Here is a 21,747-nt window from a genome sequence, read left to right as displayed (position 1 = left end):
TCATGCCACCAGATGGGTCACTGTCCCGGTGTAGGTGACCGCCGTGGCGGTGTTGGGCACGGCGACGGACAGCGTCGGGTTCCAGGAGCAGGTGTTGCTGCCGGTGCCCGCGCTATGTGTGAAGGCGGTGATGGGAGTGGAACTCAGGGCGGCGGGCGTTCCCGGGGTGAAGTTTCCGTCACCGCTCGTCGCGGTGGCCGCCCCCGGCGTGTAGGTCACGGCGGAGGCCGGAATGGCCGGCACGCCCGACGCGGTGAAGTCCGTCGACGACACCGTCGCCGTCCAGGCGGACGGGTTCGCGCCTCGCGCGTCGGTGACCGTGACGGTACCGAGCGAGTCGGCGATCGTGGTGCTGGGATCTCCCGAGCCCAGGTCCACCGCCGTGGGCACCGCGATCGTCAGGGGGCCCGCCGTCACGGTGAACGTGACGGTGGTGTCCTCCGCGCTCGCGGGTTGCAGGCCCGTCGCCATAACGGCAAGGGCACCGGCCATCAGAATTACGACACGACGCACCGGTTCCTCCTCTTCCCTAATCTGTTTTTTATATTTTCCGACGAACACGATGAATCGGTGGCTGGATTTTTCCGAGCGCCGGGGGACGCACACGCCCCCACCGGCCGTGATCGCGATCAAAATATCCGGGTCCGTGCCGCGGAAGCGCATTGACACGCCGGAGGGAATCGGTGCCCGACGTGGCCGCGCGGGCCGTCGCGCCCGGCGCCGCACCCGTTCCGATCACCGGCCCACCTCGGCACCCAGGCCGGGATCATGGTCCCGAACAGCGCATTGTCCCTCACGGGAAGGCGGCCGGGTGCCCTTCCCCGAGGCAACCCGCCGACGAGGAGCTCCCGGGCCCACCCGCATGTCGATTCACGGAAACGAAATGTGAATTCTGTAGGATCGAGCGATCGGACGCCTATTGATATGCGACGTCACCATGCATCACAGGCGAAATGGATAAATTCGTGATTGATATCGGTCACCCTCGGGCGCTTCCCCGAAATATCGGACGTTCCTGGCTCGCGGCGGCTCTCGCGGCCGTCCTCGCGGCAGGCGTACTCACCGCGACGCCGGAAAGCGCGAACGCGGCGCAGCGGCCCGTGCCGGAAAGCATGAACGCGGCGCAGCGCTCCGTGCCGGAAAGCGCGAACGCGGCGCAGCGCTCCGCGGCTCCCGGCGGGGCGGTGAGCGCCGCACGCCAGTCGTCCGCCTCGTCGAGTCTGTGGAGCGGTGCGGCGGTCCCGGCGGTCCCGTCCAGCCCCGACCCCCAGGCGGTCACGCTGGGCGTGAAGTTCAGGGCGACCCAGAACGGGCTCATCAAGGGCATCCGCTTCTACAAGGGCACGCAGAACACCGGACCCCACACCGGAAGCCTGTGGACGAGCAACGGACAACTGCTCGCAACCGTCACCTTCACCGACGAGACCGCCTCCGGATGGCAGCAGGCGACCTTCCCCACCCCCGTCACCATCACCGCCAACACCACCTACGTCGCCTCCTACCACACCACAGCCGGGTACTACTCGACGACCCGCTCATACTTCTCCACGCAGTACACCAACGGCCCACTCGTCGCACCCGCCAACGGCACGTCAGGGGGCAACGGCGTATACCGGTACGGGGCCGCGAACACCTTTCCCGACACCGCCTACAAGGCCACCAACTACTGGGTCGACGTGGTGTTCACCCCGCAGAGCCTGTGGGACGACGCGGCGGTCCCGGCGGTCCCGTCCAGCCCCGACCCCCAGGCGGTCACGCTGGGCGTGAAGTTCAGGGCGACCCAGAACGGGCTCATCAAGGGCATCCGCTTCTACAAGGGCACGCAGAACACCGGACCCCACACCGGAAGCCTGTGGACGAGCAACGGACAACTGCTCGCAACCGTCACCTTCACCGACGAGACCGCCTCCGGATGGCAGCAGGCGACCTTCCCCACCCCCGTCACCATCACCGCCAACACCACCTACGTCGCCTCCTACCACACCACAGCCGGGTACTACTCGACGACCCGCTCATACTTCTCCACGCAGTACACCAACGGCCCACTCGTCGCACCCGCCAACGGCACGTCAGGGGGCAACGGCGTATACCGGTACGGGGCCGCGAACACCTTTCCCGACACCGCCTACAAGGCCACCAACTACTGGGTCGACGTTCTTTTCAACGGCCTTCCGCGGTCGAGCAACGTCACATTCACCGTGACCCCGGTTCCCGCCGGTTGAGACCCCGCGGCGCCGCGTGGCCGATCGCGGCCGGTGCGCGTGATCCGGCCCGGAAAAACGTGAAGCCCGGAAAAGGCACGAAGCCGGGAGAGGCGTGAAGCCCGGGAGAGGCGTGAAGCCCGGGAGAAACGGTCGTGAAGGGCTTCACGTGTCTCCCGGCGTCACCCGCACCGACCGGGGCCGGACACGCCGCGCCAGGGCCGGGCCGTCTCCGGTGGTATCCGGGGTATCCGGCCGTTTTCCGCGTGCCGGACGCGTACGGCGCGGCACCAGGCAGCACCCCGCGTCACGGCCGCGAGAACGGGGCCCTCCCCCTCTAGCGCTTGACCGGGCCCGTCGAGGCCCGCACCACCAGTTCCGGCTCGAACAGGAGCTCGTCGGCGGAGACCAGAGCCTTGTCGATCTGGGCGACGAGCAGGTCGACGACCGCGCGGCCCATCGCGTCGATCGGCTGGCGCAACGTCGTCAGCGGCGGGTCGGTGCAGTTCATCAGCGCGGAGTCGTCGTAGCCGATCACCGAGACGTCACCGGGCACGGTGAGCCCGGCCCTGCGGGCCGCCCTGATGGCCCCCAGGGCCATCACGTCGCTGGCGCAGATGACGCCGGTCACGCCCCGCTTCATCAGCCGCGCCGCCGCCGCGTGCCCGCCCTCCAGGGAGAACATGGTGTGCTCCACGAACTCCGGGTCGATGCCGGCCGCCTCCAGCTTGCGGCGGGAGGGCACGTGATCGGGCGGCCCCAGCACCATGCCGATCCGCTCGTGCCCCAGCGAGCGCAGGTGACCGAGCGCCATCTCGGCGGCGGCCGCGTCGTCGCAGGAGACCTGTGGGAAGGCCAGGTGCGCCACCGCGGCGTTCACCAGCACGGTCGGCAGGCGCCGTTCGAGCAGCAACCGGTAGTGCTCGTGGGAGGCGTCGGCCTGGGCGAACAGGCCTCCGGCGAACACCACGCCGGACACCTGCTGCTGGAGCAGCAGATCGACGTACTCCGCCTCGGAGACACCGCCGAGGGTTCTGGTGCACAGCACGGACGTGAACCCCTGCTGGGCCAGCGCTCCCCCGACCACCTCGGCGAAGGCGGGGAATATCGGGTTCTGCAACTCGGGGAGGACGAGCCCGACCAGTCTCGCCCGGTCGCCCCGCAGCTGGGTCGGCCGCTCGTAGCCGAGCACGTCGAGCGCGGTGAGCACGGCCTCGCGAGTGGCCTCGGACACCCCGGGCTTGCCGTTGAGCACGCGGCTCACGGTCGCCTCGCTCATTCCGACCTTCTTGGCCACCTCTGCAAGCCGTCGCGTCATGATGAAACTATAGAGCAGAACAAGCAATTACTTGCGGGCCGCTTGCGAAAAAACCAGCAATTCCCCAGCAAGCCCCGCCGGGCGCCCGGCGGGCCGGCGCCCCGGAGGCCGGGAGGGAACCGCGGAGGCCCGGGAGGGAACCGCGGAGAGCGGACCGCGCCGCCCGCCCGGGGTGAGGGGAGCGCCGTCCACCGGAGGGGAGCGCCGTCCACCGGCGGAGACGGCCACGCGGACCCGCTCAGCGCTCCGTGACGCGACCGGCGTCGACGTGGAGGTGCCGGGTGGTGTGCACGGCGTCGAGCATCCGCCGGTCGTGCGTGACCAGCAGGAGCGTGCCGGGGTAGGAGGCCAGGGCGGACTCCAGTTGCTCGATCGCGGGCAGGTCCAGATGGTTGGTCGGCTCGTCGAGGACGAGCAGGTTCACCCCGCGCGCCTGGAGCAGGGCGAGCGCGGCGCGGGTCCGCTCCCCCGGCGACAGGGTGGCGGCCGGGCGCCCCACGTGCGCCGCGCGCAGCCCGAACTTGGCGAGCAGGGTGCGCACGTCGGCGGGGACCAGCTCCGGCACCGCGGCGCCGAAGGCGTCCGCCAGGGACTCGCCGCCGAGGAAGAGCCCCCGCGCCTGGTCCACCTCTCCCACGACCACGCCGGGCCCGAGCGAGGCGTGGCCCTCCTGGAGCGGGATCCGGCCCAGAAGCGCCCCGAGGAGGGTGGACTTGCCCGAACCGTTGGCCCCGGTGACCGCCACCCGCTCGGCCCAGCCGATCTGCAGGCTCACCGGGCCGAGGGTGAAGGCGCCGCGACGGACGACGGCCTCGCGCAGGGTCGCCACGACCGCCCCCGCGCGGGGAGCCACCGCGATCTCCATCCGGAGCTCCCATTCCTTGCGGGGCTCCTCGACCACGTCCAGCCGCTCGATCAGCCGCTCGGTCTGACGGGCCTTGGTGGCCTGCTTCTCGGTGGTCTCGATGCGGGCGTTGCGACCGATCTTGTCGCTGTCGGTCATCTTGCGGCGCGCGTTCTTGACGCCCTTCTCCATCCAGTTGCGCTGCTTGAGGGCGCGGGCCTTGAGTGAGGCGACGGTCTCGGCGTACTCCTCGTACTGGTCGCGGGCGTGCCTGCGGGCGACCTCCCGCTCGGTCAGGTACGCCTCGTAGCCGCCGCCGTGAACCCGGACGAGCTGCTGGGCGAGGTCGAGTTCGACGACGCGGTTGACGGTCCTGGCGAGGAACTCCCGGTCGTGGCTGACGAGGACCGTCCCGGCGCGCAGGCCGGCGACGAAGCGTTCGAGCCGCTCCAGGCCCTCCAGGTCGAGGTCGTTGGTGGGTTCGTCCAGCAGGAAGACGTCGTAGCGGCTGAGCAGCAGGGACGCCATGCCCGCCCGCGCCGCCTGGCCGCCGGAGAGCGCCGTCATCGGCCGGTCCGGCTCCACGGCGAGGCCCAGCTCGGCGACGACCTCCCCGGCCCGCTCCTCCAGATCGGCACCGCCCAGCGCCAGCCAGCGCTCCAGGCTCGCGGCGTAGGCGTCGTCGGCGCCCGGACGGCCCTCGACCAGCCCTTCGGTCGCGGCGTCCAGGGCGCGCTGCGCGGCGGCCACTCCGGTCCGCCGGGCCAGGAAGGCGGCGACCGTCTCGTCCGCGCGGCGCTCGCGCTCCTGGGGAAGGTAGCCGACCGTCGCCGAGGCGGGGCTGAGCCGGACGGAGCCGTGCTCGGGGGGCTGGAGACCGGCGAGGATGCGCATCAGCGTGGACTTGCCCGCCCCGTTCACCCCCACCAGGCCGATCACGTCGCCCGGGGCGACGACCAGGTCGAGCCCGGAGAACAGCGCTCGGTCGCCGTGTCCGGCGGCGAGGTCCTTGGCGACGATCGTGGCACTCATACGCAAACGCTATCCGCCCCCGGCACCTCGACGTCACCAGTTTATGTCGGTTTTGTCGCTTTGTGAGAAGTTTCACGGGAGCACCGGTCTCCCCACACCCGGAACCCTATTCCCGACAAATCGGACATCTTCTGTCTCGGAGGAAAAATTATAAAGATCACTAATTATGGCGATCGACCTGCAGTTTTTATGGCGAAACGTAATCTTACTGAAACTTTCTTCGGGCTTTTTCTCGACTTCAGGCCACATCAGCCAATTCCGTAACGTCTTATGAGTCGGAGGCGCTTACCCCTGAGCGCTTCTGGCAACGGGGAAAGAAGGAAAGATCGTTATGAAACGAATCGCCGTCGGTCTGCTGTCCGCCGTCGTGGGCGGGTCCCTGCTCATGGGCGCCGGTCCCGCTTCCGCAGAGCGGGCCGCCCTCAGCGTGCGCATCGACAGCGTCAACCCGAACCCGGTCGTCGTCGAGGACGGCCGCGACACTCGGGTCACGATCGAGGTCCGCACCACCGACGCCACCCGCGTCGAGCTCCGTCTCAAGCCGGTCTCCGACCGGTTCCGCACCCAGGACGCCCAGGAGCCCAAGCTCTTCCGCCACGGCGACCTGTGGCGCTTCACGACCAGCTTCGACGAGTCGGACTTCGAGGGTCGCTGGGTCGCGATCGCCGACGCCTACGACAAGGACGGCAAGAAGGTGACCGACGAGGTCAACTTCTCCGTCCAGCACGAGGAGGGCAAGGCCGAGACCCGGGTGTACCGGTTCTCCGCCGACCCCGGGTCGGTCCGCAAGGGCCGCTGGGTCTACTTCACCGGCCGCCTGCAGGTCAACGACGACGACCGGTGGAAGAGCCTGCGCGGTGAGGAGGTGGAGATCTACTTCCGCAAGCGCGGCTCGAGCGCCTGGAAGTTCGTGACCTCCGCCGACACCGGGTGGAAGGGCACCTTCCGCGCCAAGGCGCGCGCCGTCCGGAGCGGTGAGTACCGGGCCGTCTTCGACGGCACCGACGAGCTCGCCGAGAGCGCCAGCCGCTCCGACTGGGTGCGGGTCTACAGCCGCCGCTGAAAGTCGCCCCGCGACGGCGGATGACGCGGAAGCCCGGGGCGACCCGGGCTTCCGCCGTCAGTGCGCGATCCGCGCCGGTCAGCGGTCGCGGCGGGTGACGAGGCGGGCGAGCGCGCCCAGTTCGGCGGCCGGGCGCGGGCGCGGGTCGGCCGACCGCAGGTGGCGCATCGCCCGGGCGAGCATCTCGTCGGCCTTCGCCTGACTCCAGGCCCGCCCGCCGGCGGCCTCGACCAGCTCGGCGGCGCGGGCCAGGTCGGCGTCGGTCAGCGGCCGCTCTCCCCGGTAGAGCCCGGCCAGCTCGTGCCCGGCCCCGGTGCCCGAGGCCAGAGCGGCGACGACGGGCAGCGACTTCTTGCGGCTGCGCAGGTCGGAGTGGATCGGCTTGCCGGTCACCTCGGGATCGCCCCAGATGCCCAGCAGGTCGTCGACGAGCTGGAAGGCCAGCCCGAGATCCCTGCCGAAGGCGGTCAGGTGCTCGATCTGCTCGGGGCTGCCGCCGCCGGACAGCGCGCCCAGGGCGCAGGAGCATCCCAGCAGCGCTCCGGTCTTGCCCGCTGCCATGGCCAGGCACTCGGCCGGATCGACGTCGTCGCGTCCCTCGAAGGCGAGGTCGGCGCTCTGCCCGTCCAGCAACTCCTGGATGGCGGCGCTGAAGATGCGCGTCGCCTCCGCGGCGGCCGGGGGGCCGCCGGTCGCGAGCACGTCGAAGGCGAGCGTCAGCAGAGCGTCCCCGGCGAGGATGGCCGGGCTGACCCCGAAGACGGCCCAGGCGGTGGGCCGGTGGCGGCGGGTCCGGTCACCGTCCATCACGTCGTCGTGCAGCAGGGAGAAGTCGTGAGCCAGCTCGACGGCCACCGCCGGGCGCAGCGCGGTACCGGCGGCGGCGCCGACGGCCTCGGCCGAGAGCAGGGCCAGCGCGGGGCGGATCGCCTTGCCCCCGGCGGTCGTGATCGGCCGGCCGTGCTCGTCCCACCAGCCGAAGTGGTAACCGGCGATGCGCCGCATCGACGCGGGAAGCGTCTCGGCCGCCGGGCGCAGGGCGGTCTCCACCATGTCCCGGCTCCAGGCCAGGACCTCGCGGGTGGATCGTGCGTGGGGCGTCACCTCAGTGGCCGTCATGTCCCTTCTTCCTCCTCCTTCAGCAGCCGGTCCGGACCCGGCGGATCGTCCCCGAGGCCCGCCCCGAACTCGTCGGAGAAGGCCCGGGGAGGCCGAAGGGCCGCATGACGGGTGCTCTCAGTGGCCGATCTCGACGTCTTCGAGGATGCCGAGCGCGTCAGGCACCAGGACGGCGACCGAGTAGTAGGCGCTGACCAGGTAGGAGATGATCGCCTTCTCGCTGATGCCCATGAACCGGACCGAGAGGCTGGGCTGGTACTCGTCGGGGATGCCGGTCTGGTGCAGGCCGACGACCCCCTGGTTGTCCTCGCCGACGCGCATGGCGATGATCGAGGTCGTGCGGGTGCCGGTGATGGGGATCTTGTTGCAGGAGAAGATGGGGACGCCGCGCCAGGCGGGCACCCCGCTGCCGCCGACGTCGACTCCCAGGGGGTAGAGCCCGCGCTTGTTGCACTCGCGCCCGAAGGCGGCGATGGCGTGCGGGTGGGCCAGGAAGAAGCTCGTGCTCCTGCGGCGGCTGAGCAGCTCGTCGAGGTCGTCCGGGGTGGGCGGGCCGGAGCGGGTGTGGATGCGCTGCTTGAGGTCGGCGTTGTGCAGCAGGCCGAACTCGCGATTGTTGATCATCTCGTGCTCCTGCCGCTCGCGGAGCACCTCGATCGTCAGCCGGAGCTGCTGCTCGACCTGGTTCATCGGGTCGTTGTAGAGGTCGGCCACCCGGGTGTGCACCCGCAGGACGGTCTGGGCGACGCTCAGCTGGTACTCACGCGGGGAGAGCTCGTAGTCGACGAACGTGCCGGGCAAGTCGGGCTCGCCGTCGTGGCCGGCGGCCACCTCGACGGCGGCCTCGCCGTACTTGTTCTGCGGGCCCTTGGGGGCGCTCTCGACCCGGCGCAGGTGGGCCTGGAGCACCTCGGACTGCTCGGCCAGCTCAAGGAACGTGCGCCGGGGCAGGACCATGGCCGTGCCGTTGGTGACCGCCTTGGCGGTGAACTCCCACTCGCGGGCGTCGCCGACGAGTGTCTCGTCGCCGAAGTGGTCGCCGTGGGCCAGCACCTTCAGGACGATCTGGTCGCCGTACGGGCCTGTGCCGATCTTGTTCACCTTGCCGTGCGCGATGAGCACCACCTCGTCGGCCGGGCGCCCGGCCTCGACGAGCACGTCGCCGGCGCGGAACTCACGCTGGACGAAGCGGTCGGCCAGGGCGGTGAGGACGTCGGCGTCGTCGAACTCGCGAAGGACGGGCAGCTCGCACAGCTCGGCCGGGACGACCGCCACCTGGGACCCGGTGGTGGTGAAGCTCACCCGCCCGTCCCCGACCGTGTAGGTCAGACGCCGGTTGACCCGGTAGGTGCCGCCGGACACCTGCACCCACGGGAGCATGCGCAGCAGCCACCGCGAGGAGATCTCCTGCATCTGGGGCGTCGACTTGGTCGTCGTCGCGAGGTTCCGCGCGGCGTCCGTGCCCAGGCTCAGCTGCGACCGGCCAGCCTCGAACTCCGTCACAACACACACCACCGATCCGTACTCGTACTGGCAGGGGAAAGTGAAGCCATGAATGGAAAAGGGGGGAAACGTCGGGTATCCGCGACGGAAATGCGAATCACCCGCCCCCCGATGCGCACCCGGGTACGGCCCGCATCGTGGACGCCTCAATATTGGGTTGCCCTTAAATATCTTGTCAAGCATTGAATACGCCCGGACCAAGATTGGGCAACGGCATTATCGCCAGATACAGAAAAAGGGCTCGATGTCTTGTTTATGGCGATGGACACTTGTCCACGAAGAGTCGTCGAGCTGCCGCTTCTCCCACCTCTCGCTCGCCGTCGGCGGGCCGCCCCGGCGGGCCGACGGGGCCGGAAACGGACATCGAATGAATTTCTACAGAAACCCGGACCCCCGATACGGGCATCACACGAAAGCAGGCGATGGGGCCAGGAAACGGCCAGGAAAGGTTTTCCGGCGACATGGTGGAGAAATCACCGCACCGGCGCCCCGGCCGGGGAGATACGCGGGGCGCGCCCGAACGGCGGCGGGGAAATCCGAAGGGTCCGCCGGAGACCACGGGGGGAGCAGCCGGGCCGCGCAGCGGAGTCGGCGGAACGCGCCGGGGTCACGCGGAACGACCAACGAAGCGTGCCGGAGACCACACGGAAAGACCGGCGGAACACACCGAGGCCGCGCGGAACGATCAGCGAGGCGTGCCGGAAGGCTCGGCGGGCGTGCCGGAGCCGCGGCCGAGGAGCTCGGCGAACAGTCTCTCCCACCGGGGCATGACCACCGAGGGCGAGTAGTCACGCGCGGTCACGGCGGCGGCGGCGCCCATCCGGTCCCGCAGCTCGCGGTCCTCGACGAGCCGGACCATCGCCGCGGCCAGCGCGGCGACGTTCTGGGGCGGGACGAGCAGGCCGTCCACCTCGGGAGTGATCACGTCGCGCGGACCGGTCGGGCAGTCGAAGGCGACGACCGGGAGCGCCTGGGTCATCGCTTCGATCATCACCATCGGCAGCCCCTCGAACCGCGAGCTGAGCACGTAGAAGGAGGCCTTGGCCAGTTCCTCGTCGAGGCGGTCGGTCCGGCCCATCAGGGTGACGCTGTCGCGCAGCCGGTGTTCCTTGATCAGGTCGCGCAGCCTGTCCCGCTTCGGGCCGGTGCCGTAGATACGCAGCCGCCAGTCCGGGTGCCGGTCGACCACCCGGCGGAAGGCGGGGATCAGCAGGTCGAAGCCCTTCTGCCCGACGAGCCGCCCGGCTGCGACCACGAGCCGGTCCTCATGCCGGGGCGAGGGCCGGCCGGTGCCGTGGACCGCGTTGGGGATCCGGACGATCGGGGTGCCGGGCAGAAGCCGCTGGTACTCCCGCCGGTCGGTACCGGTGAGCACCGCCACCGTGTCCAGCCGCCCGTAGTAGCGGGCGATCGCCGACCGGACGCCCTCCGGGTAGGCGGCCAGGTTCATGTGCTCCTGCGCGACCCGCACCACCCCGGGGGCGGCTCTCCGGGCGGAGATGAGGTTCAGCGCCGGGCGGGTGGTGACGAGGATGCCGCCGTCCAGCCCGGAGACGTAGTCGATGGCGGCCTTCTCCACCCGTTCGGTGAAGTAGGAGGCCGCGAACTCGCCCGCGGGCACGATCTTGCCGCGGATCCGCCGCCACGCCCGGCGCCCCAGGGAGTCGACCGGCCTGCTCTGGCGCTGGTCCGCCAGCGTCAGGAGGCGGACGCGCTCGTCGAGCGGGAACTGCACCTGCTCCCGCCGCCGCACCACGCTGACGATCTCGACCTCGTGCCCGGCGGCGGCCATCGCGTTCGCCTGGTTGAACACCGTGCGGATCGTGCCGCCCATGCCGTACGCGTGCAGGAGCATGTAGCGGATCTTCATGGCCTCCGGCCGCGGCGTCTTCACGTCGGCCCCCCGCCGCCCGGCAGGTACCCCCAGCTCTCGCAGATCGGCCGGAGCGACCGCGGTATCTTCTCCGGGTCGGGCAGTTCGCGTCCCGGCTGGACGCTCCCCGAGCGGATCTTGTCCTTCCAGTCGCCGAGCCCCTTGCTCAGCACGGCCTGCTCCCCGTAGGAGAGCATGCCCGGCTCCCAGGGCACACCGAGGAAGTCGCAGACGCGGCGTGTCTCGGTCTCGGGGTCCGCGGTCAGGTCCTCGTAGCGCACGGTGCACCCGGTGAGCGCGCCGCGCGCCCGCTCCACCGCCTTCATGTACCGCAGCGCGTCGAGCGCCGCCTCATCGGGGGTCCTCCTGTCGGGGCCGGCCTCGTACCAGGACCGGGCGATGGACGCCGGGTGGCGCAGCAGGAAGACGAACCGGGCGTCGGGCCAGCAGGCGGCGATGCGCTTGTACGCGAACGCGTTGGCCGGAGTCTTGTCCACCACGACGGTCTTGCCGCTCCTGACCAGCTCGCGGTGGAGCACCCGGTCCCAGAGCAGGTGTTCCAGGTCGGCCCGGTTGTGCCCGAGCGCCTCCATCGCCCGCTCCGCGAGCGAGGTGCCGAACTCCACCCGGAGGCGCCGCACGTGCAGCTCGTGCGGGGCGTGCAGCATCGAGTGGGCGTTGAGCAGGGCCCGCAGCAGCGTGGAGCCGGATCTGACCGGGGACAGGACGAAGACCGGGGCCACCAGGAGCCGGTCGGCCGCGGGGTCGGCGGGCGGGCGGAACGCCTCCTCCGCCGGAGGGGCGGGTGCGGGACGGGCCGCACTGCCCGCTTTTCCTACCCGGTTGATCTGGAATCCGGTGAGCCTGACAAGGGCGTCGTTGGCCTTACGCTGCCAGTTCATGCCGAGGGAGGCTACCCGCCTTTCCTGGGATTTCACTGTGTGTTCACGATGGAACCGATCGAGTGACGGAAAGTGCGGCGTTCCCGGCCGGGACTTCGGAGACCAGGGGCGGCCCTCCGGGGGCCGGGGCGGCGGTTCACCGCGACCAGCCGGGGTAGAGAGAACATCTCCGCAGCTCAAGCGGTGTGAATGGTCCTGTGTGAAGGAGGTCGCGTGATTCACGACGTACGGTCCGGCGTGCCCATCGACGAGGCGACCGTCGAGGCGCTGGGCAAGCTCTCCGAGGCCCTGGAGACGACCGAGCGGGCCCGCGGCCACCTGTACTCCTTCCACCAGCTGACCGGCCACGCCGACCTGCAGCTCGACGAGGCCGTGGAGATGCTGCGCGCCGCCGGACACCCCGAGATGGCCGACATCGTGACCTCCGAGCTGATCGGCCGGAACGTGCTGCCCGACCGGTGGACGTACCAGGTCGTGGAAGAGTACGAGGACGGCTACTACGGCGTCTTCGCCGACGTGGAGCGGCGGATCCGGGAGCGGCTGGCGGGCGGGCGCCGTCATCTGCACGAGGCGCGGATGAAGGAGCGCCGCCAGAAGCCCTGAGCCACCGGAGGGAATTCCCGCGGGGAAACCACCGGACCCCCACCGCCGGGTCCGCGACGCCGGGCGTCCGCGCACGAGATCACAGGCGTCCCCGTACAGTGTGGTCCATGGGGATGGTCAAGACCGTAGGGCTGGTGCTGCACCCGAAACGTGATTCGAAGGTGGCCATCGACACGATCGTGGAGTGGGCCCGCGCCCACGACGTCACGGTCCTCGGGCTGCCCGAGGAGGTGGGGCGGATCGACTGCAGCGCCGTCGCGGTCGACACCGCCACGCTGGTCGAACGCGCCGACCTGCTCGTCAGCCTGGGCGGCGACGGCACGATGCTGCGCACCATGCGGCTCATCCAGGGGCGGCCCACGCCGATCCTCGGGGTCAACCTCGGCAAGCTGGGGTTCCTCGCGGAGATCGACGTCGACGAGCTGCCCCCCGCGCTGTCGGCCATCGACGACCACGACTACACGGTCGAACCGCGTATGGCGGTCCGGGCGAACCTGCCGGACGGCACAACGGTGACCGCGTTCAACGACATCGCCCTGGTGCGGATACCGGGCGCCGGGCTGTCGGCGGTGTCGATCACCGTGGAGGGCCACCCGTTCGTGCGGTACGCGGCCGACGCCGTCATCGTGGCCACCCCCACCGGCTCGACGGCCTACAGCTTCTCCGCGGGCGGGCCCATCGTCTCCCCCACGGTGGAGGGGTTCCTGGTGGTCCCGGCGGCGGCGCACTCGGCGTTCAACCGGGCCATCGTGCTGTCGGCCGACGAGAAGGTCGCGCTCGACCTGCTGCCGACGAGCGGCCGGCTGGCCGTGGAGGTGGACGGCGCGGTCGCCGCCCACCTGCTGCCCGGCGACGAGCTCACCGTCACCTCGATCCGCGCCGCCGCGTGGGTGGTCCGCCTGGGCCCCAAGAGCTTCTACGACCGCGCCCGCCGCAAGCTCCGCGTCAACGGCAGCGCCGAGGTCGACTGAGCCCCGTCCGCCGGTGAAACTTTCACCTTCCGGGCCGCCGGGCCCGCGCTCCGGGGAGGCGGTCCCGCCACAGGTCCGGCGCCGGTGCGGGACACGACTTCACCGGTACGACACTGACGACGGTCAATAAATCTTTCCCGGCCATTGACAGTGGGGAAAGCGCTTACCTACGGTGTGACTGTTCGCTCACACGTACGTGGCCACAGATGTGAACGGCGAGTGCTCGCTGGGGGGATCCCGTATCGCAGGCCGCACCGGCCTGCCGGACCAGCAAGGAGCTCAACTGTGCGACGCAGGATCAACGGCAAGGTTGTCGGGGCGATCGTCGCCGGCATGACCCTCGCCCTGTCAGGAGCGGCGGCCGGCGTCTCCTCCGCCTCCACCGCCCCGGCGAAGGCCGCGGCCACCGCGACCGCCCTGGTCGGCTGGGCGACCCAGGGCGGCGGCACCACCGGCGGCGGCGGCAACCCGCCGGTCACGGTCACTCCTCCGCCGCGCTGGCCAGCGCGGTCTCCGGCACCAACGCGGCGGTCGTCCGGGTCTCGGGCACGATCTCCTGCTCCGGAATGATCAGGGTCGGCTCCAACAAGACGATCGTCGGCAACTCCGGGGCGACCATCGACGGCTGCGGCCTCAACATCTCCCAGGCGTCCAACGTCATCGTCCAGAACCTGACCTTCCGCGACTGGAACGACGACGCCATCAACGTCCAGTACTCCACCCGGGTGTGGATCGACCACAACACCTTCAGCAACGGCAACGACGGCGCCGTCGACATCAAGCGGGCCAGCGACTACATCACCGTCTCCTGGAACAAGGTCTACGACCACGACAAGTCCATGCTGCTCGGCCACAGCGACGGCAACGGCAGCGAGGACATCGGGCACCTGCGGGTGACCTACCACCACAACTGGTTCGACGGCTCCACCCAGCGCCACCCGCGCGTGCGGTTCGGCAACCCGGTGCACGTCTACAACAACTACTACGGCGGCGTCACCGGCTACGGCGTGGCCTCCACCGAGGGTGCCGGCGTCCTGGTCGAGGGCAACTACTTCGAGAACACCGACGACCCCTACCACCTGGGCGAGGGCGACTCGGGGCCGGGCACGCTGGTCGCCCGGAACAACCACTTCGTCAACTCCGGCACCGGCCAGGCCGGCGGCAGCGTCGCCTCCATCCCCTACTCCTACACGCTCGACAGCGCCTCCAGCGTCAAGTCGATCGTGACCGCCGGCGCCGGCGCCCAGTAGATCTCCGTCCGACCCCGGCGGCACCTCTCGCCGCGCCGCCCCGGCCGCCGACGCCGGTCCGGCCCGGCACCCGTCCCTGAGCGTGACCGGGCCCCGCCACGGGGCCCGGTCACCGGCGTTCCCGGATCCCGTGGGCGCAAGGCCGGTCCCCCGATCAGCGGACCGGAAGGTCTCGGAAGGACAACCTCAGGGGCGCGCGCTCGACGCGCGGACGACGAGCTCGGGCTCGAAGAGCACGTGGCGGTGGCGGTGGCTCTCGCCCTCGTCGATCTCCTCCAGCAGGAGCTCCGCGGCGACCTTGCCCAGCTCCTCCCGGGGCTGGCGGACGGAGGACAGCGGGACCGCGGCCGCCGCGGCGTAGTCGATGTCGTCGTACCCGACGAGCGCGACGTCGTCGGGTACGCGCAGGCCGCGCGCGGTCAGCTCCTGCAGCAGCCCGAGGGCCAGCAGGTCGTTGGCGCAGAAGACGGCGGTCGGGCGCCGCGCGGGGTCGGTCTCCAGCAGCTGTTCCCCCGCGTGCCTGCCCGAGGTGAAGCTCAGCGACGGCGTCTCCAGGAACGTCAGGGCGGCCTCCCCACCCGCCTCCGCCACGGCCGCGGCCGCCCCGCGACGCCGGTCGGCCACCTGGCTGATGGACCTGGGCCCGCCGGCGAAGGCGACGCGGCGGTGACCCTGGGCGAGGAGGTGCTCGGCCGCCAGGCGCCCGCCGAGGACGTCGTCGACGGCCACCGAGCAGCGGTTCCGTTTGCGGGTGCGGCAGTCGAGGAGCACGACGGGCGTGCCGCGGTCGATGATCTGCTCCAGGTGGGGGTTGCGGGCCTCGACCGGCGTGATGAGGATGCCCTGGACGCGCTGTTCCTCCAGGTGGTCGAGGTAGCGGCGCTCCCGCGGGCCGTCCTGGTCGCTGTTGCAGAGCGTGACGATCATGCCGCTCGCGTCGGCCGCGGCCTCCACGCCCTTGGCGACGTCGGTGAAGAAGGGATTGGTCACGTCGAGGACGACGAGGCCCATCGTGCGGGTGCGGCCGGAGCGCAGGGCCCGCGCCGACTCGTTGCGGACGAATCCCAGCTCCGACATGGCGTTCAGGACGCGTTCCCTGGTCGCCGGTGACACCGCCTCGGGGCGGTTGAGCACATTGCTGACCGTGCCCACCGACACGCTGGCCAGCTGTGCGACCTCCTTGATGCTCGCTATCGCCATGGCCCCTCGTCGCCTAAACGGATCGCCCCGTCCGGACCGCGGCGGTGGTCGCCGTGATCCACCTGAGCGCAGGGTACTACAGCGCGGGACAGGCCGATTGAAACGTAATAACGACCCGGAGGCAACACCGGGGATCGAAACGCCTTCGTGACCTGGAAACCTGCTCGTAACTCTTGACGCACCTTCCGTTACAAACCTAGCCTCGACCGCCAAGACGGTTGAAACGTTTCATACAAGTCCCGCCGTCTTGAGGAGGTAGTTGTGAAGGGTTCATGGGAGCGGGCAGGACGTGCCGCCGCGGCGGCCGTGCTGGTTCTCGCCGGCGCTCTCGCGTGCGGGGGCGGGGCGTCGACGGCGACGGAGTCTTCGGCGGCTCCGGCGACCGGCGGGTCGGCGGGCACGGGCGGCGTCCCGGCGACCGCCGAGCCGCCCAAGCCTCCGGCGGGGGTGGTGGAGTTCGAGCAGGCCGAACCCGGCAGCGGCAAGGGCCTGACGATCGGTTTCACCCAGCTCTCGCTGGCCTCGGGTTTCCCCCAGGACGTCCAGAAGGGGGTCGAGGCGCAGGCGAAGATCGCCGGGGCCGAGCTGATCACCTGTGACTCCAAGCTCGACGCGGCCAAGGCGCTCGACTGCGCCAAGCTGTTCAAGACCCGCGGCGCGAAGGGCCTGATCACCTTCCAGGCCGACACCAACGCCGCGCCCCGCATCTGCGCGGCCGGCCCCTCCGTCCCGGTCCTCGCGGTGGACATCGAGCAGAAGCCCTGCCAGACCGCCTTCATGGGCGCGGCCAACACCTACGCCGGCCAGCTCGCCGGGTACGAGGTGGGCAAGTACTTCAAGGAGAAGTTCAACTGCGAGTACGACGCCTTCATCTCCCTTGAGGCGCTGCAGGTCGGGGCGGTCAACGAGCAGCGCATGGGCGGCGTCCGCGAGGGCTTCGCGAGCGTCTGCGGCGAGGTCCGCAACCTGCGCAAGCTCGACACCGGCGGCGCGGGCGGCGACGTCGCCCAGAAGCTGATGACCGACACCCTCACCGCCCTCCCCGGCCAGAAGCGGATCATCGTCGTCGGGATCAACGAGGACGGCATCCTCGGCGCCCTGGCCGCGGCCCGCGCGCAGAACCGCACCAACGACCTCTACCTCGGCGTGCAGAACCTGAACCCGGCCAACTGCGTCATCTACCAGCACCCCAACTGGATCGGCAGCGTGGCCTACTTCCCCGAGCGCTACGGCGAGATCCTCGTCCCGTACCTGATCAAGGCCATCAAGGGCGAGAAGGTTCCCGAGCAGCTGCTCGTGCCGCACGCCGTGGTGAACAAGGACAACGTCAAGCAGCACTACCCGCAGTACGCCTGCTGACCTTCCGGAGAGCACACGTGACGAAGCAGCCCTTCCTGAGCGTGCGCGGCATCCGCAAGTCGTTCGGCGACGTCGAGGTCCTGCACGGCGTGGACCTCGACGCCGCCCCCGGCTCCGTGCTGGCCCTGCTGGGCGAGAACGGGGCCGGCAAGTCGACGCTGGTCCGCGTGATAGCGGGCGACCTGCACCCCGACGCCGGGGAGATCGCCCTCGACGGCACACCGCACGACATCCGGGACGTCGCCACCGCGCGGCGGCTCGGTATCCGGCTGATCTACCAGGAGATCAGCGACGCACCTCCGCTCACCGTGGCCGAGAACATCGTCCTCGGCGCCTGGCCGACCCGGCGCGGTTTCGTCAGGAACGGCGAGACCCGCGCGACGGCCAGGAGGGTCCTCGGCGAACTGGGTGTGGACCTCCCCCTGGACAGCCCGGTCGGGAGCCTGCGCCTCGGCGAGCGGCAGACCGTGGAGATCGCCCGCGCCCTCGCCGGGCAGGGACGCTGCCTGATCTTCGATGAGCCGACGGCCGCGCTGTCGGACGCCGAGACCGAGCGCCTCTTCGAGGTGATCAACGGCCTGCGCGGACGCGGGGTGTCCATCCTCTACATCACACACCGCCTGGACGAGGTCTTCCGCCTCGCGGACGAGGTGTGCGTGCTGCGCGACGGCCACATCGTGCTGCACGACAAGGTGTCGGCCGTCGGCAAGGACCAGGTCGTCGAGGCCATGGTCGGCCGCACGGTCGAGCGCCGCAGGCGTGGGCGGGACCTGACCGCGCCGGACGGCGGGCTCCCGGCGGCCGGGCCGGCGGCGCAGGGACCGCCGTCGGACGGCGGCTCTCCGGCGTCCGGCGAACTCCCGGCGGGTGGTGACTCCGCGGCGGGCGGCGGGCCCGTCCTGGTCGAACTCGCGGGCGCCCGCAGCGGTGACGCCTTCGCCGACGTCGACCTGGCGGTACGCGCCGGCGAGATCGTGACACTGTACGGCAAGGTCGGCTCCGGCGCCTCCGAGGTCGCCGAGGCGATCTTCGGCATGCATCCCGTCGACGGCGGGACCCTGACCGTCGAGGGCAGGCGGGCCCGGTTCCGCCACCCCGCCGACGCGATCGCCGCCGGGATCGGCTGCCTGCCGGGCGACCGGCAGCGCGAGGCCATGTTCCGGTCGCGGTCCGTGGCGGAGAACCTGGCCGCGCCGACCTGGCGCAGCATCGCCCGCGCGGGCACCTTCCTGACCCGCAGAAGCGAGGCCGTCGCCTACGGGCGCTGGCACGACACGCTGCGCATCCGCTCCCGCAACGACCCCGAGCAGCAGATCTGGACGCTGTCCGGCGGCAACCAGCAGAAGGTCGTCCTGGGCCGCTGGCTGGAGCGCGGCTCCCGGATCCTCGTCCTGGTCGAGCCGACCCGCGGGGTCGACGTCGGCGCCCGCCAGGAGATCTACCGGGCGATCCGCTCCCTGGCCGGGCGCGGAAGCGCGATCGTCGTCGCGACCTCCGACTACGAAGACGTCGTCGAACTCGCCGACAGGGCGATCGTCATGGTCCGCGGCAGGACCGTGGCCGAATTCACCGGGGACGCCATCACGGTCGAGGCGCTCACCCAGGCCGCAGGAGGAGTCATCAATGCCTGAAGACACCACGCTGTCCGAATCGTCGCACGCGCCGGCGTCACCCGATGGGAACGGCCCGGGGACGGGCGCGGGGAGGACCTCCGGGACGAGCACCGCGACGGTCTCCGGGAAGACCTCCCGGACAACCGGGAAGGGAGCCACCGGGGACGGCCGGGCGGCAGGCCCGCGGAAGCGCCGGGTCCCCGAGACCATCGGACTCCTGGTCTTCCTCGCCGCGGAGATCGTCTTCTTCTCCGTCCAGTCCCCGTACTTTTTCAACTGGGACAACTGGGGCAACATTCTCACGGCCGTGTCGATCACCGGCGTGCTCGCCGCGGCGGGGACGCTGCTGCTCGTCGCCGGCCAGTTCGACCTGTCGGTCGGGTCCGGTGTGGCGTTCGTCGGCATCGTCCTGGTCGAGACCGCCCCGGACCTCGGCCTCGGCCCGGCCCTGCTCCTCTCGGTCCTCGCGGGCGTCGGCATCGGCCTGCTCAACGGGTTCCTCGTCACCGTGGTGGGGGTGAACGCGCTCATCACCACCCTCGGCATGCTCGGCATCTTCCGCGGGCTGACGCTGGTCATCGGCAAGGGTCAGAGCATCTTCATCGAGGGCTTCGACTGGGCCACCGCCCGCCCGTTCCTCGGCATCCCGATGCCGGCCGTCGTGCTGGTGGTCGTCGTCGTCCTGTTCTACGTGCTCATGCACTACACGGTGTTCGGCCGGAAGATGTACGCCATCGGCGCGAACCCGGTCGCCGCCCGGCTCGTCGGCATCCGCGTCAACCGGACGATCTTCGCGGGGTTCCTGCTCTCCGGGGCCTGCATGGCGCTCGCCGGGCTGCTGGTCACCTCCCAGCTCGGTTCGAGCTCGGCGAACACCGGCGTGGGCCTGGAGCTCGCGGTGGTCACGGCCGTCATCCTCGGCGGCACCAGCCTGTCCGGGGGCACCGGCACGATCTTCGGCACCGTCGTCGGCCTGCTGATCGTCGGCGTGCTGAGCAACGGCCTGACCCTGCTCAACGTCGACTCCTCCTGGCAGCAGGTGGCCACGGGCGTCCTGCTCATCCTCGCGGTCGCCGTCGACCGGCTCCGCCAGACGTATCTCAGGAAGGCCGGCTGATGCGCACCACCGTCCACGTCGAGCGTGACGTGCCCGTGCCCATGCGGGACGGGACGATCCTGCGGGCCGACGTGTGGCGCCCCGGGGAGGGCGGGCCCTGGCCCACACTCCTGCAGCGCCTGCCGTACAACAAGTCCTCCTCCTTCATGGCGCAGCACATCGTCGGGCTGGAGCCGGTGCAGGCGGCCGAGGCGGGGTTCGCGGTCGTCATCCAGGACACGCGGGGCCGCTACAGCTCGGGCGGGTCGTTCAACCCCTTCTTCGACGAGACCGAGGACGGCCTGGACACGATCGCGTGGGTCCGGGCGCAGGACTTCAGCGACGGCCGGGTCGGGATGTACGGGGCCTCCTACATCGGCGCCACCCAGATGCTCGCGGCGAGCGCGGCCCCCGAAGGGCTGCTGGCCGTCGCCCCGCAGCTGACGGCGTCGGAGTACCACGACGGCTGGTCGTACTCCGGCGGCGCCCTGCAGCTGGGCTTCCTGCTGCTCTGGGTCGCCGAGTCGCTGGCCCCGGTCGATCTGCTGCGACGGCCCGAGGGCCCAGAGCTGGACCGGGCGCGAGAGACGCTGCTGGAGATCCTGCGCGACCCGCACGCCGCCTACGCCCGCCTCCCGCTGGACCGGGACGACCTCGCCGAGCTGGCGCCGTACTACCGCGAGTGGCTCGGCCACCCGGCCCGCGACGTCTTCTGGCAGGTCATCGACCCCGGCGCGGCGCACGGGCGGATGAACGTGGCCGGGCTGCACATCGGCGGCTGGCACGACATCTTCCTGGAGGGCACCCTGCGCAACTACACGGGCATGCGCGGGCGGGCGCCCTCGCTCTGGGCGAGGGAGAGCCAGCACCTGATCGTGGGCCCCTGGGCCCACGGCAACCTCGGCGACTACCAGGGCGACCTCTGGTACGGCTACGGCGGGGCGTCGGCGGCCCTGGACCTCACCGCCGTGCACACCGAGTTCTTCCGCGCGGCGGCCGAGCGGCGCCCCGCCGACCTGCCCCGCGCCAAGATCTTCGTGATGGGCGCGAACGTCTGGCGCGACGAGGACGAGTGGCCGCTCTCCCGGGCGCGGGAGACCTCCTTCTTCCTGCGCGGCGGGGGCGCCGCCAACTCGGCCCGCGGCGACGGCCGGCTGAGCCAGGAGCCGCCGGGCCCGGGCGAGCCCGCGGACCACTACGTGTCCGATCCGGCGGACCCCGTCCCGACGGCGGGCGGGGCGAGCTTCCTGCCCGGGGTGCTGCTGGGCCGCAACTCCGGGCCCAAGGACCAGGCGGCCGTGGCGGCGCGTGCGGACGTGCTGGTCTACACGAGCGAGCCGCTGGCCGAGGACTTGGAGGTCACCGGCGAGGTCGTGGTCGAGCTGCACGCCGCGTCGGACGCGGAGGACTGCGACTGGGCGGTCCGCCTGGTCGACGTGCACCCCGACGGCCGGGCGTACGGCGTGGTGGACGGCATCCTGCGCTCGCGCTACCGCCGCGGCCTGGACCGGGAGGTCCCGCTGACCCCCGGTGAGCCCGAGGTGTTCCGCTTCCCGCTGGGCACCACCAGCCAGCTCTTCCGGCGCGGGCACCGGCTGCGCGTGCAGGTCGCCGGCTCCAACTTCCCCCGTTTCGACCGCAACCCCCAGCGGCTGGTCCCCGTCCACACCGCCGGCCCCGGGGACATGCGGCCCGCCCGCCAGACGGTGTTCCACACCGCCGCGCGCCCGAGCCGGATCATCCTCCCGGTGGTCCCCGCCTAGCCGGGGGCGCGGGCGCCGCGGCACGGCCCGGCCGGTG

The 21,747-nt window shown here is 71.0% G+C and carries 17 protein-coding genes; 9 read left to right on the top strand and 8 right to left on the bottom strand.

Annotation, left to right across the window (positions count from 1 at the left end):
• Positions 1–663 (bottom strand): WxL domain-containing protein, encoded by a 663-nt coding sequence (locus ABD841_RS34260; protein WP_344980470.1) that lies wholly within the window; start codon positions 661–663, stop codon positions 1–3.
• A 449-nt stretch (positions 664–1,112) separates the two neighbouring features.
• Here ABD841_RS34260 and ABD841_RS34255 point away from each other — a divergent pair, with 449 nt between their 5' ends.
• The gene (locus ABD841_RS34255) at positions 1,113–2,222 is read left to right on the top strand and encodes a DUF4082 domain-containing protein (RefSeq protein WP_344980468.1); all 1,110 of its coding nucleotides are present in this window, start codon (positions 1,113–1,115) and stop codon (positions 2,220–2,222) included.
• Positions 2,223–2,538: 316 nt separating this feature from the next.
• On the opposite strand, the gene ABD841_RS34250 is transcribed toward ABD841_RS34255, so the two are convergent.
• Both ABD841_RS34250 and ABD841_RS34245 read right to left on the bottom strand, forming a co-directional pair.
• Positions 2,539–3,519, bottom strand: a complete 981-nt coding sequence (locus ABD841_RS34250) for a LacI family DNA-binding transcriptional regulator (RefSeq protein WP_344980466.1) — start codon at positions 3,517–3,519, stop codon at positions 2,539–2,541.
• A gap of 238 nt (positions 3,520–3,757) precedes the next feature.
• Positions 3,758–5,395 carry an ABC-F family ATP-binding cassette domain-containing protein gene (locus ABD841_RS34245; RefSeq protein ID WP_344980465.1) on the bottom strand — a complete coding sequence of 546 codons (1,638 nt, stop codon included), beginning with the start codon at positions 5,393–5,395 and terminating at the stop codon, positions 3,758–3,760.
• Between the two features lie 331 nt (positions 5,396–5,726).
• Between ABD841_RS34245 and ABD841_RS34240 the strand changes: the two genes are divergently transcribed.
• Positions 5,727–6,458: a hypothetical protein gene (locus tag ABD841_RS34240; RefSeq protein ID WP_344980463.1), complete on the top strand. Its 732-nt coding sequence runs from the start codon at positions 5,727–5,729 to the stop codon at positions 6,456–6,458.
• A 78-nt stretch (positions 6,459–6,536) separates the two neighbouring features.
• Here the strand turns inward: ABD841_RS34240 and ABD841_RS34235 are convergent, their stop codons facing one another.
• The 4 genes from ABD841_RS34235 to ABD841_RS34220 all read right to left on the bottom strand — a co-directional run bounded on the left by ABD841_RS34235 (position 6,537) and on the right by ABD841_RS34220 (position 11,855).
• Complete coding sequence (locus ABD841_RS34235; RefSeq protein WP_344980461.1) at positions 6,537–7,577, bottom strand: family 2 encapsulin nanocompartment cargo protein polyprenyl transferase; 1,041 nt, start codon at positions 7,575–7,577, stop codon at positions 6,537–6,539.
• Between the two features lie 117 nt (positions 7,578–7,694).
• Positions 7,695–9,080, bottom strand: a complete 1,386-nt coding sequence (locus ABD841_RS34230) for a family 2B encapsulin nanocompartment shell protein (RefSeq protein WP_344980460.1) — start codon at positions 9,078–9,080, stop codon at positions 7,695–7,697.
• A 685-nt stretch (positions 9,081–9,765) separates the two neighbouring features.
• Positions 9,766–10,974, bottom strand: a complete 1,209-nt coding sequence (locus ABD841_RS34225; RefSeq protein WP_344980458.1) for a glycosyltransferase family 4 protein — start codon at positions 10,972–10,974, stop codon at positions 9,766–9,768.
• Positions 10,971–11,855 (bottom strand): sulfotransferase family protein, encoded by an 885-nt coding sequence (locus tag ABD841_RS34220; protein WP_344980457.1) that lies wholly within the window; start codon positions 11,853–11,855, stop codon positions 10,971–10,973. The genes ABD841_RS34225 and ABD841_RS34220 overlap by 4 nt, the downstream gene beginning before the upstream one ends.
• A 213-nt stretch (positions 11,856–12,068) precedes the next feature.
• On the opposite strand from ABD841_RS34220, the gene ABD841_RS34215 reads away from it, so the two are divergent.
• The 3 genes from ABD841_RS34215 (at position 12,069) to ABD841_RS34205 (ending at position 14,679) form a co-directional block, all read left to right on the top strand.
• Complete coding sequence (locus ABD841_RS34215; protein WP_344980455.1) at positions 12,069–12,458, top strand: hypothetical protein; 390 nt, start codon at positions 12,069–12,071, stop codon at positions 12,456–12,458.
• 107 nt (positions 12,459–12,565) lie between these two features.
• Complete coding sequence (locus tag ABD841_RS34210; protein ID WP_344980454.1) at positions 12,566–13,429, top strand: NAD(+)/NADH kinase; 864 nt, start codon at positions 12,566–12,568, stop codon at positions 13,427–13,429.
• 566 nt (positions 13,430–13,995) lie between these two features.
• A complete protein-coding gene (locus ABD841_RS34205; protein WP_344980452.1) occupies positions 13,996–14,679 on the top strand; it encodes a pectate lyase family protein in 684 nt (227 codons plus the stop codon).
• A gap of 186 nt (positions 14,680–14,865) precedes the next feature.
• On the opposite strand, the gene ABD841_RS34200 is transcribed toward ABD841_RS34205, so the two are convergent.
• Complete coding sequence (locus tag ABD841_RS34200) at positions 14,866–15,879, bottom strand: LacI family DNA-binding transcriptional regulator (protein WP_344980450.1); 1,014 nt, start codon at positions 15,877–15,879, stop codon at positions 14,866–14,868.
• 261 nt (positions 15,880–16,140) lie between these two features.
• On the opposite strand from ABD841_RS34200, the gene ABD841_RS34195 reads away from it, so the two are divergent.
• Genes ABD841_RS34195 through ABD841_RS34180 form a run of 4 tightly spaced genes read left to right on the top strand, consistent with a single transcriptional unit; the run spans position 16,141 to position 21,710 of the window.
• A complete protein-coding gene (locus tag ABD841_RS34195) occupies positions 16,141–17,238 on the top strand; it encodes a sugar ABC transporter substrate-binding protein (RefSeq protein ID WP_344980448.1) in 1,098 nt (365 codons plus the stop codon).
• A gap of 17 nt (positions 17,239–17,255) precedes the next feature.
• Positions 17,256–18,869, top strand: a complete 1,614-nt coding sequence (locus ABD841_RS34190; RefSeq protein WP_344980446.1) for a sugar ABC transporter ATP-binding protein — start codon at positions 17,256–17,258, stop codon at positions 18,867–18,869.
• On the top strand, positions 18,862–19,968 hold the full coding sequence (locus ABD841_RS34185; RefSeq protein WP_344980444.1) for an ABC transporter permease: 1,107 nt from the start codon (positions 18,862–18,864) through the stop codon (positions 19,966–19,968). The genes ABD841_RS34190 and ABD841_RS34185 overlap by 8 nt, the downstream gene beginning before the upstream one ends.
• Entirely contained in the window at positions 19,968–21,710 is a 1,743-nt protein-coding gene (locus ABD841_RS34180; protein WP_344980442.1) for a CocE/NonD family hydrolase, read from the top strand. Before ABD841_RS34185 ends, ABD841_RS34180 begins: the two co-directional genes overlap by 1 nt.
• The last annotated feature ends 37 nt before the right edge of the window (positions 21,711–21,747 follow it).

The sequence above is a fragment of the Streptosporangium fragile genome, from assembly GCF_039534445.1.
Taxonomy (GTDB): Bacteria; Actinomycetota; Actinomycetes; order Streptosporangiales; family Streptosporangiaceae; genus Streptosporangium; species Streptosporangium fragile.
The sequence above is the reverse complement of the archived record's forward strand: the minus strand, read 5'-3'. Positions and strand labels throughout refer to the sequence as shown.

Coding starts and splice junctions, on each gene's coding strand:
- ABD841_RS34260 (WP_344980470.1), bottom strand. CDS start 663: ATGCGCTTCCGCGGCACGGACCCGGATATTTTGATCGCGATCACGGCC.
- ABD841_RS34255 (WP_344980468.1), top strand. CDS start 1,113: ATGAACGCGGCGCAGCGCTCCGTGCCGGAAAGCGCGAACGCGGCGCAG.
- ABD841_RS34250 (WP_344980466.1), bottom strand. CDS start 3,519: ATGACGCGACGGCTTGCAGAGGTGGCCAAGAAGGTCGGAATGAGCGAG.
- ABD841_RS34245 (WP_344980465.1), bottom strand. CDS start 5,395: ATGAGTGCCACGATCGTCGCCAAGGACCTCGCCGCCGGACACGGCGAC.
- ABD841_RS34240 (WP_344980463.1), top strand. CDS start 5,727: ATGAAACGAATCGCCGTCGGTCTGCTGTCCGCCGTCGTGGGCGGGTCC.
- ABD841_RS34235 (WP_344980461.1), bottom strand. CDS start 7,577: ATGACGGCCACTGAGGTGACGCCCCACGCACGATCCACCCGCGAGGTC.
- ABD841_RS34220 (WP_344980457.1), bottom strand. CDS start 11,855: ATGAACTGGCAGCGTAAGGCCAACGACGCCCTTGTCAGGCTCACCGGA.
- ABD841_RS34210 (WP_344980454.1), top strand. CDS start 12,566: ATGGGGATGGTCAAGACCGTAGGGCTGGTGCTGCACCCGAAACGTGAT.
- ABD841_RS34205 (WP_344980452.1), top strand. CDS start 13,996: ATGATCAGGGTCGGCTCCAACAAGACGATCGTCGGCAACTCCGGGGCG.
- ABD841_RS34200 (WP_344980450.1), bottom strand. CDS start 15,879: ATGGCGATAGCGAGCATCAAGGAGGTCGCACAGCTGGCCAGCGTGTCG.
- ABD841_RS34185 (WP_344980444.1), top strand. CDS start 18,862: ATGCCTGAAGACACCACGCTGTCCGAATCGTCGCACGCGCCGGCGTCA.
- ABD841_RS34180 (WP_344980442.1), top strand. CDS start 19,968: ATGCGCACCACCGTCCACGTCGAGCGTGACGTGCCCGTGCCCATGCGG.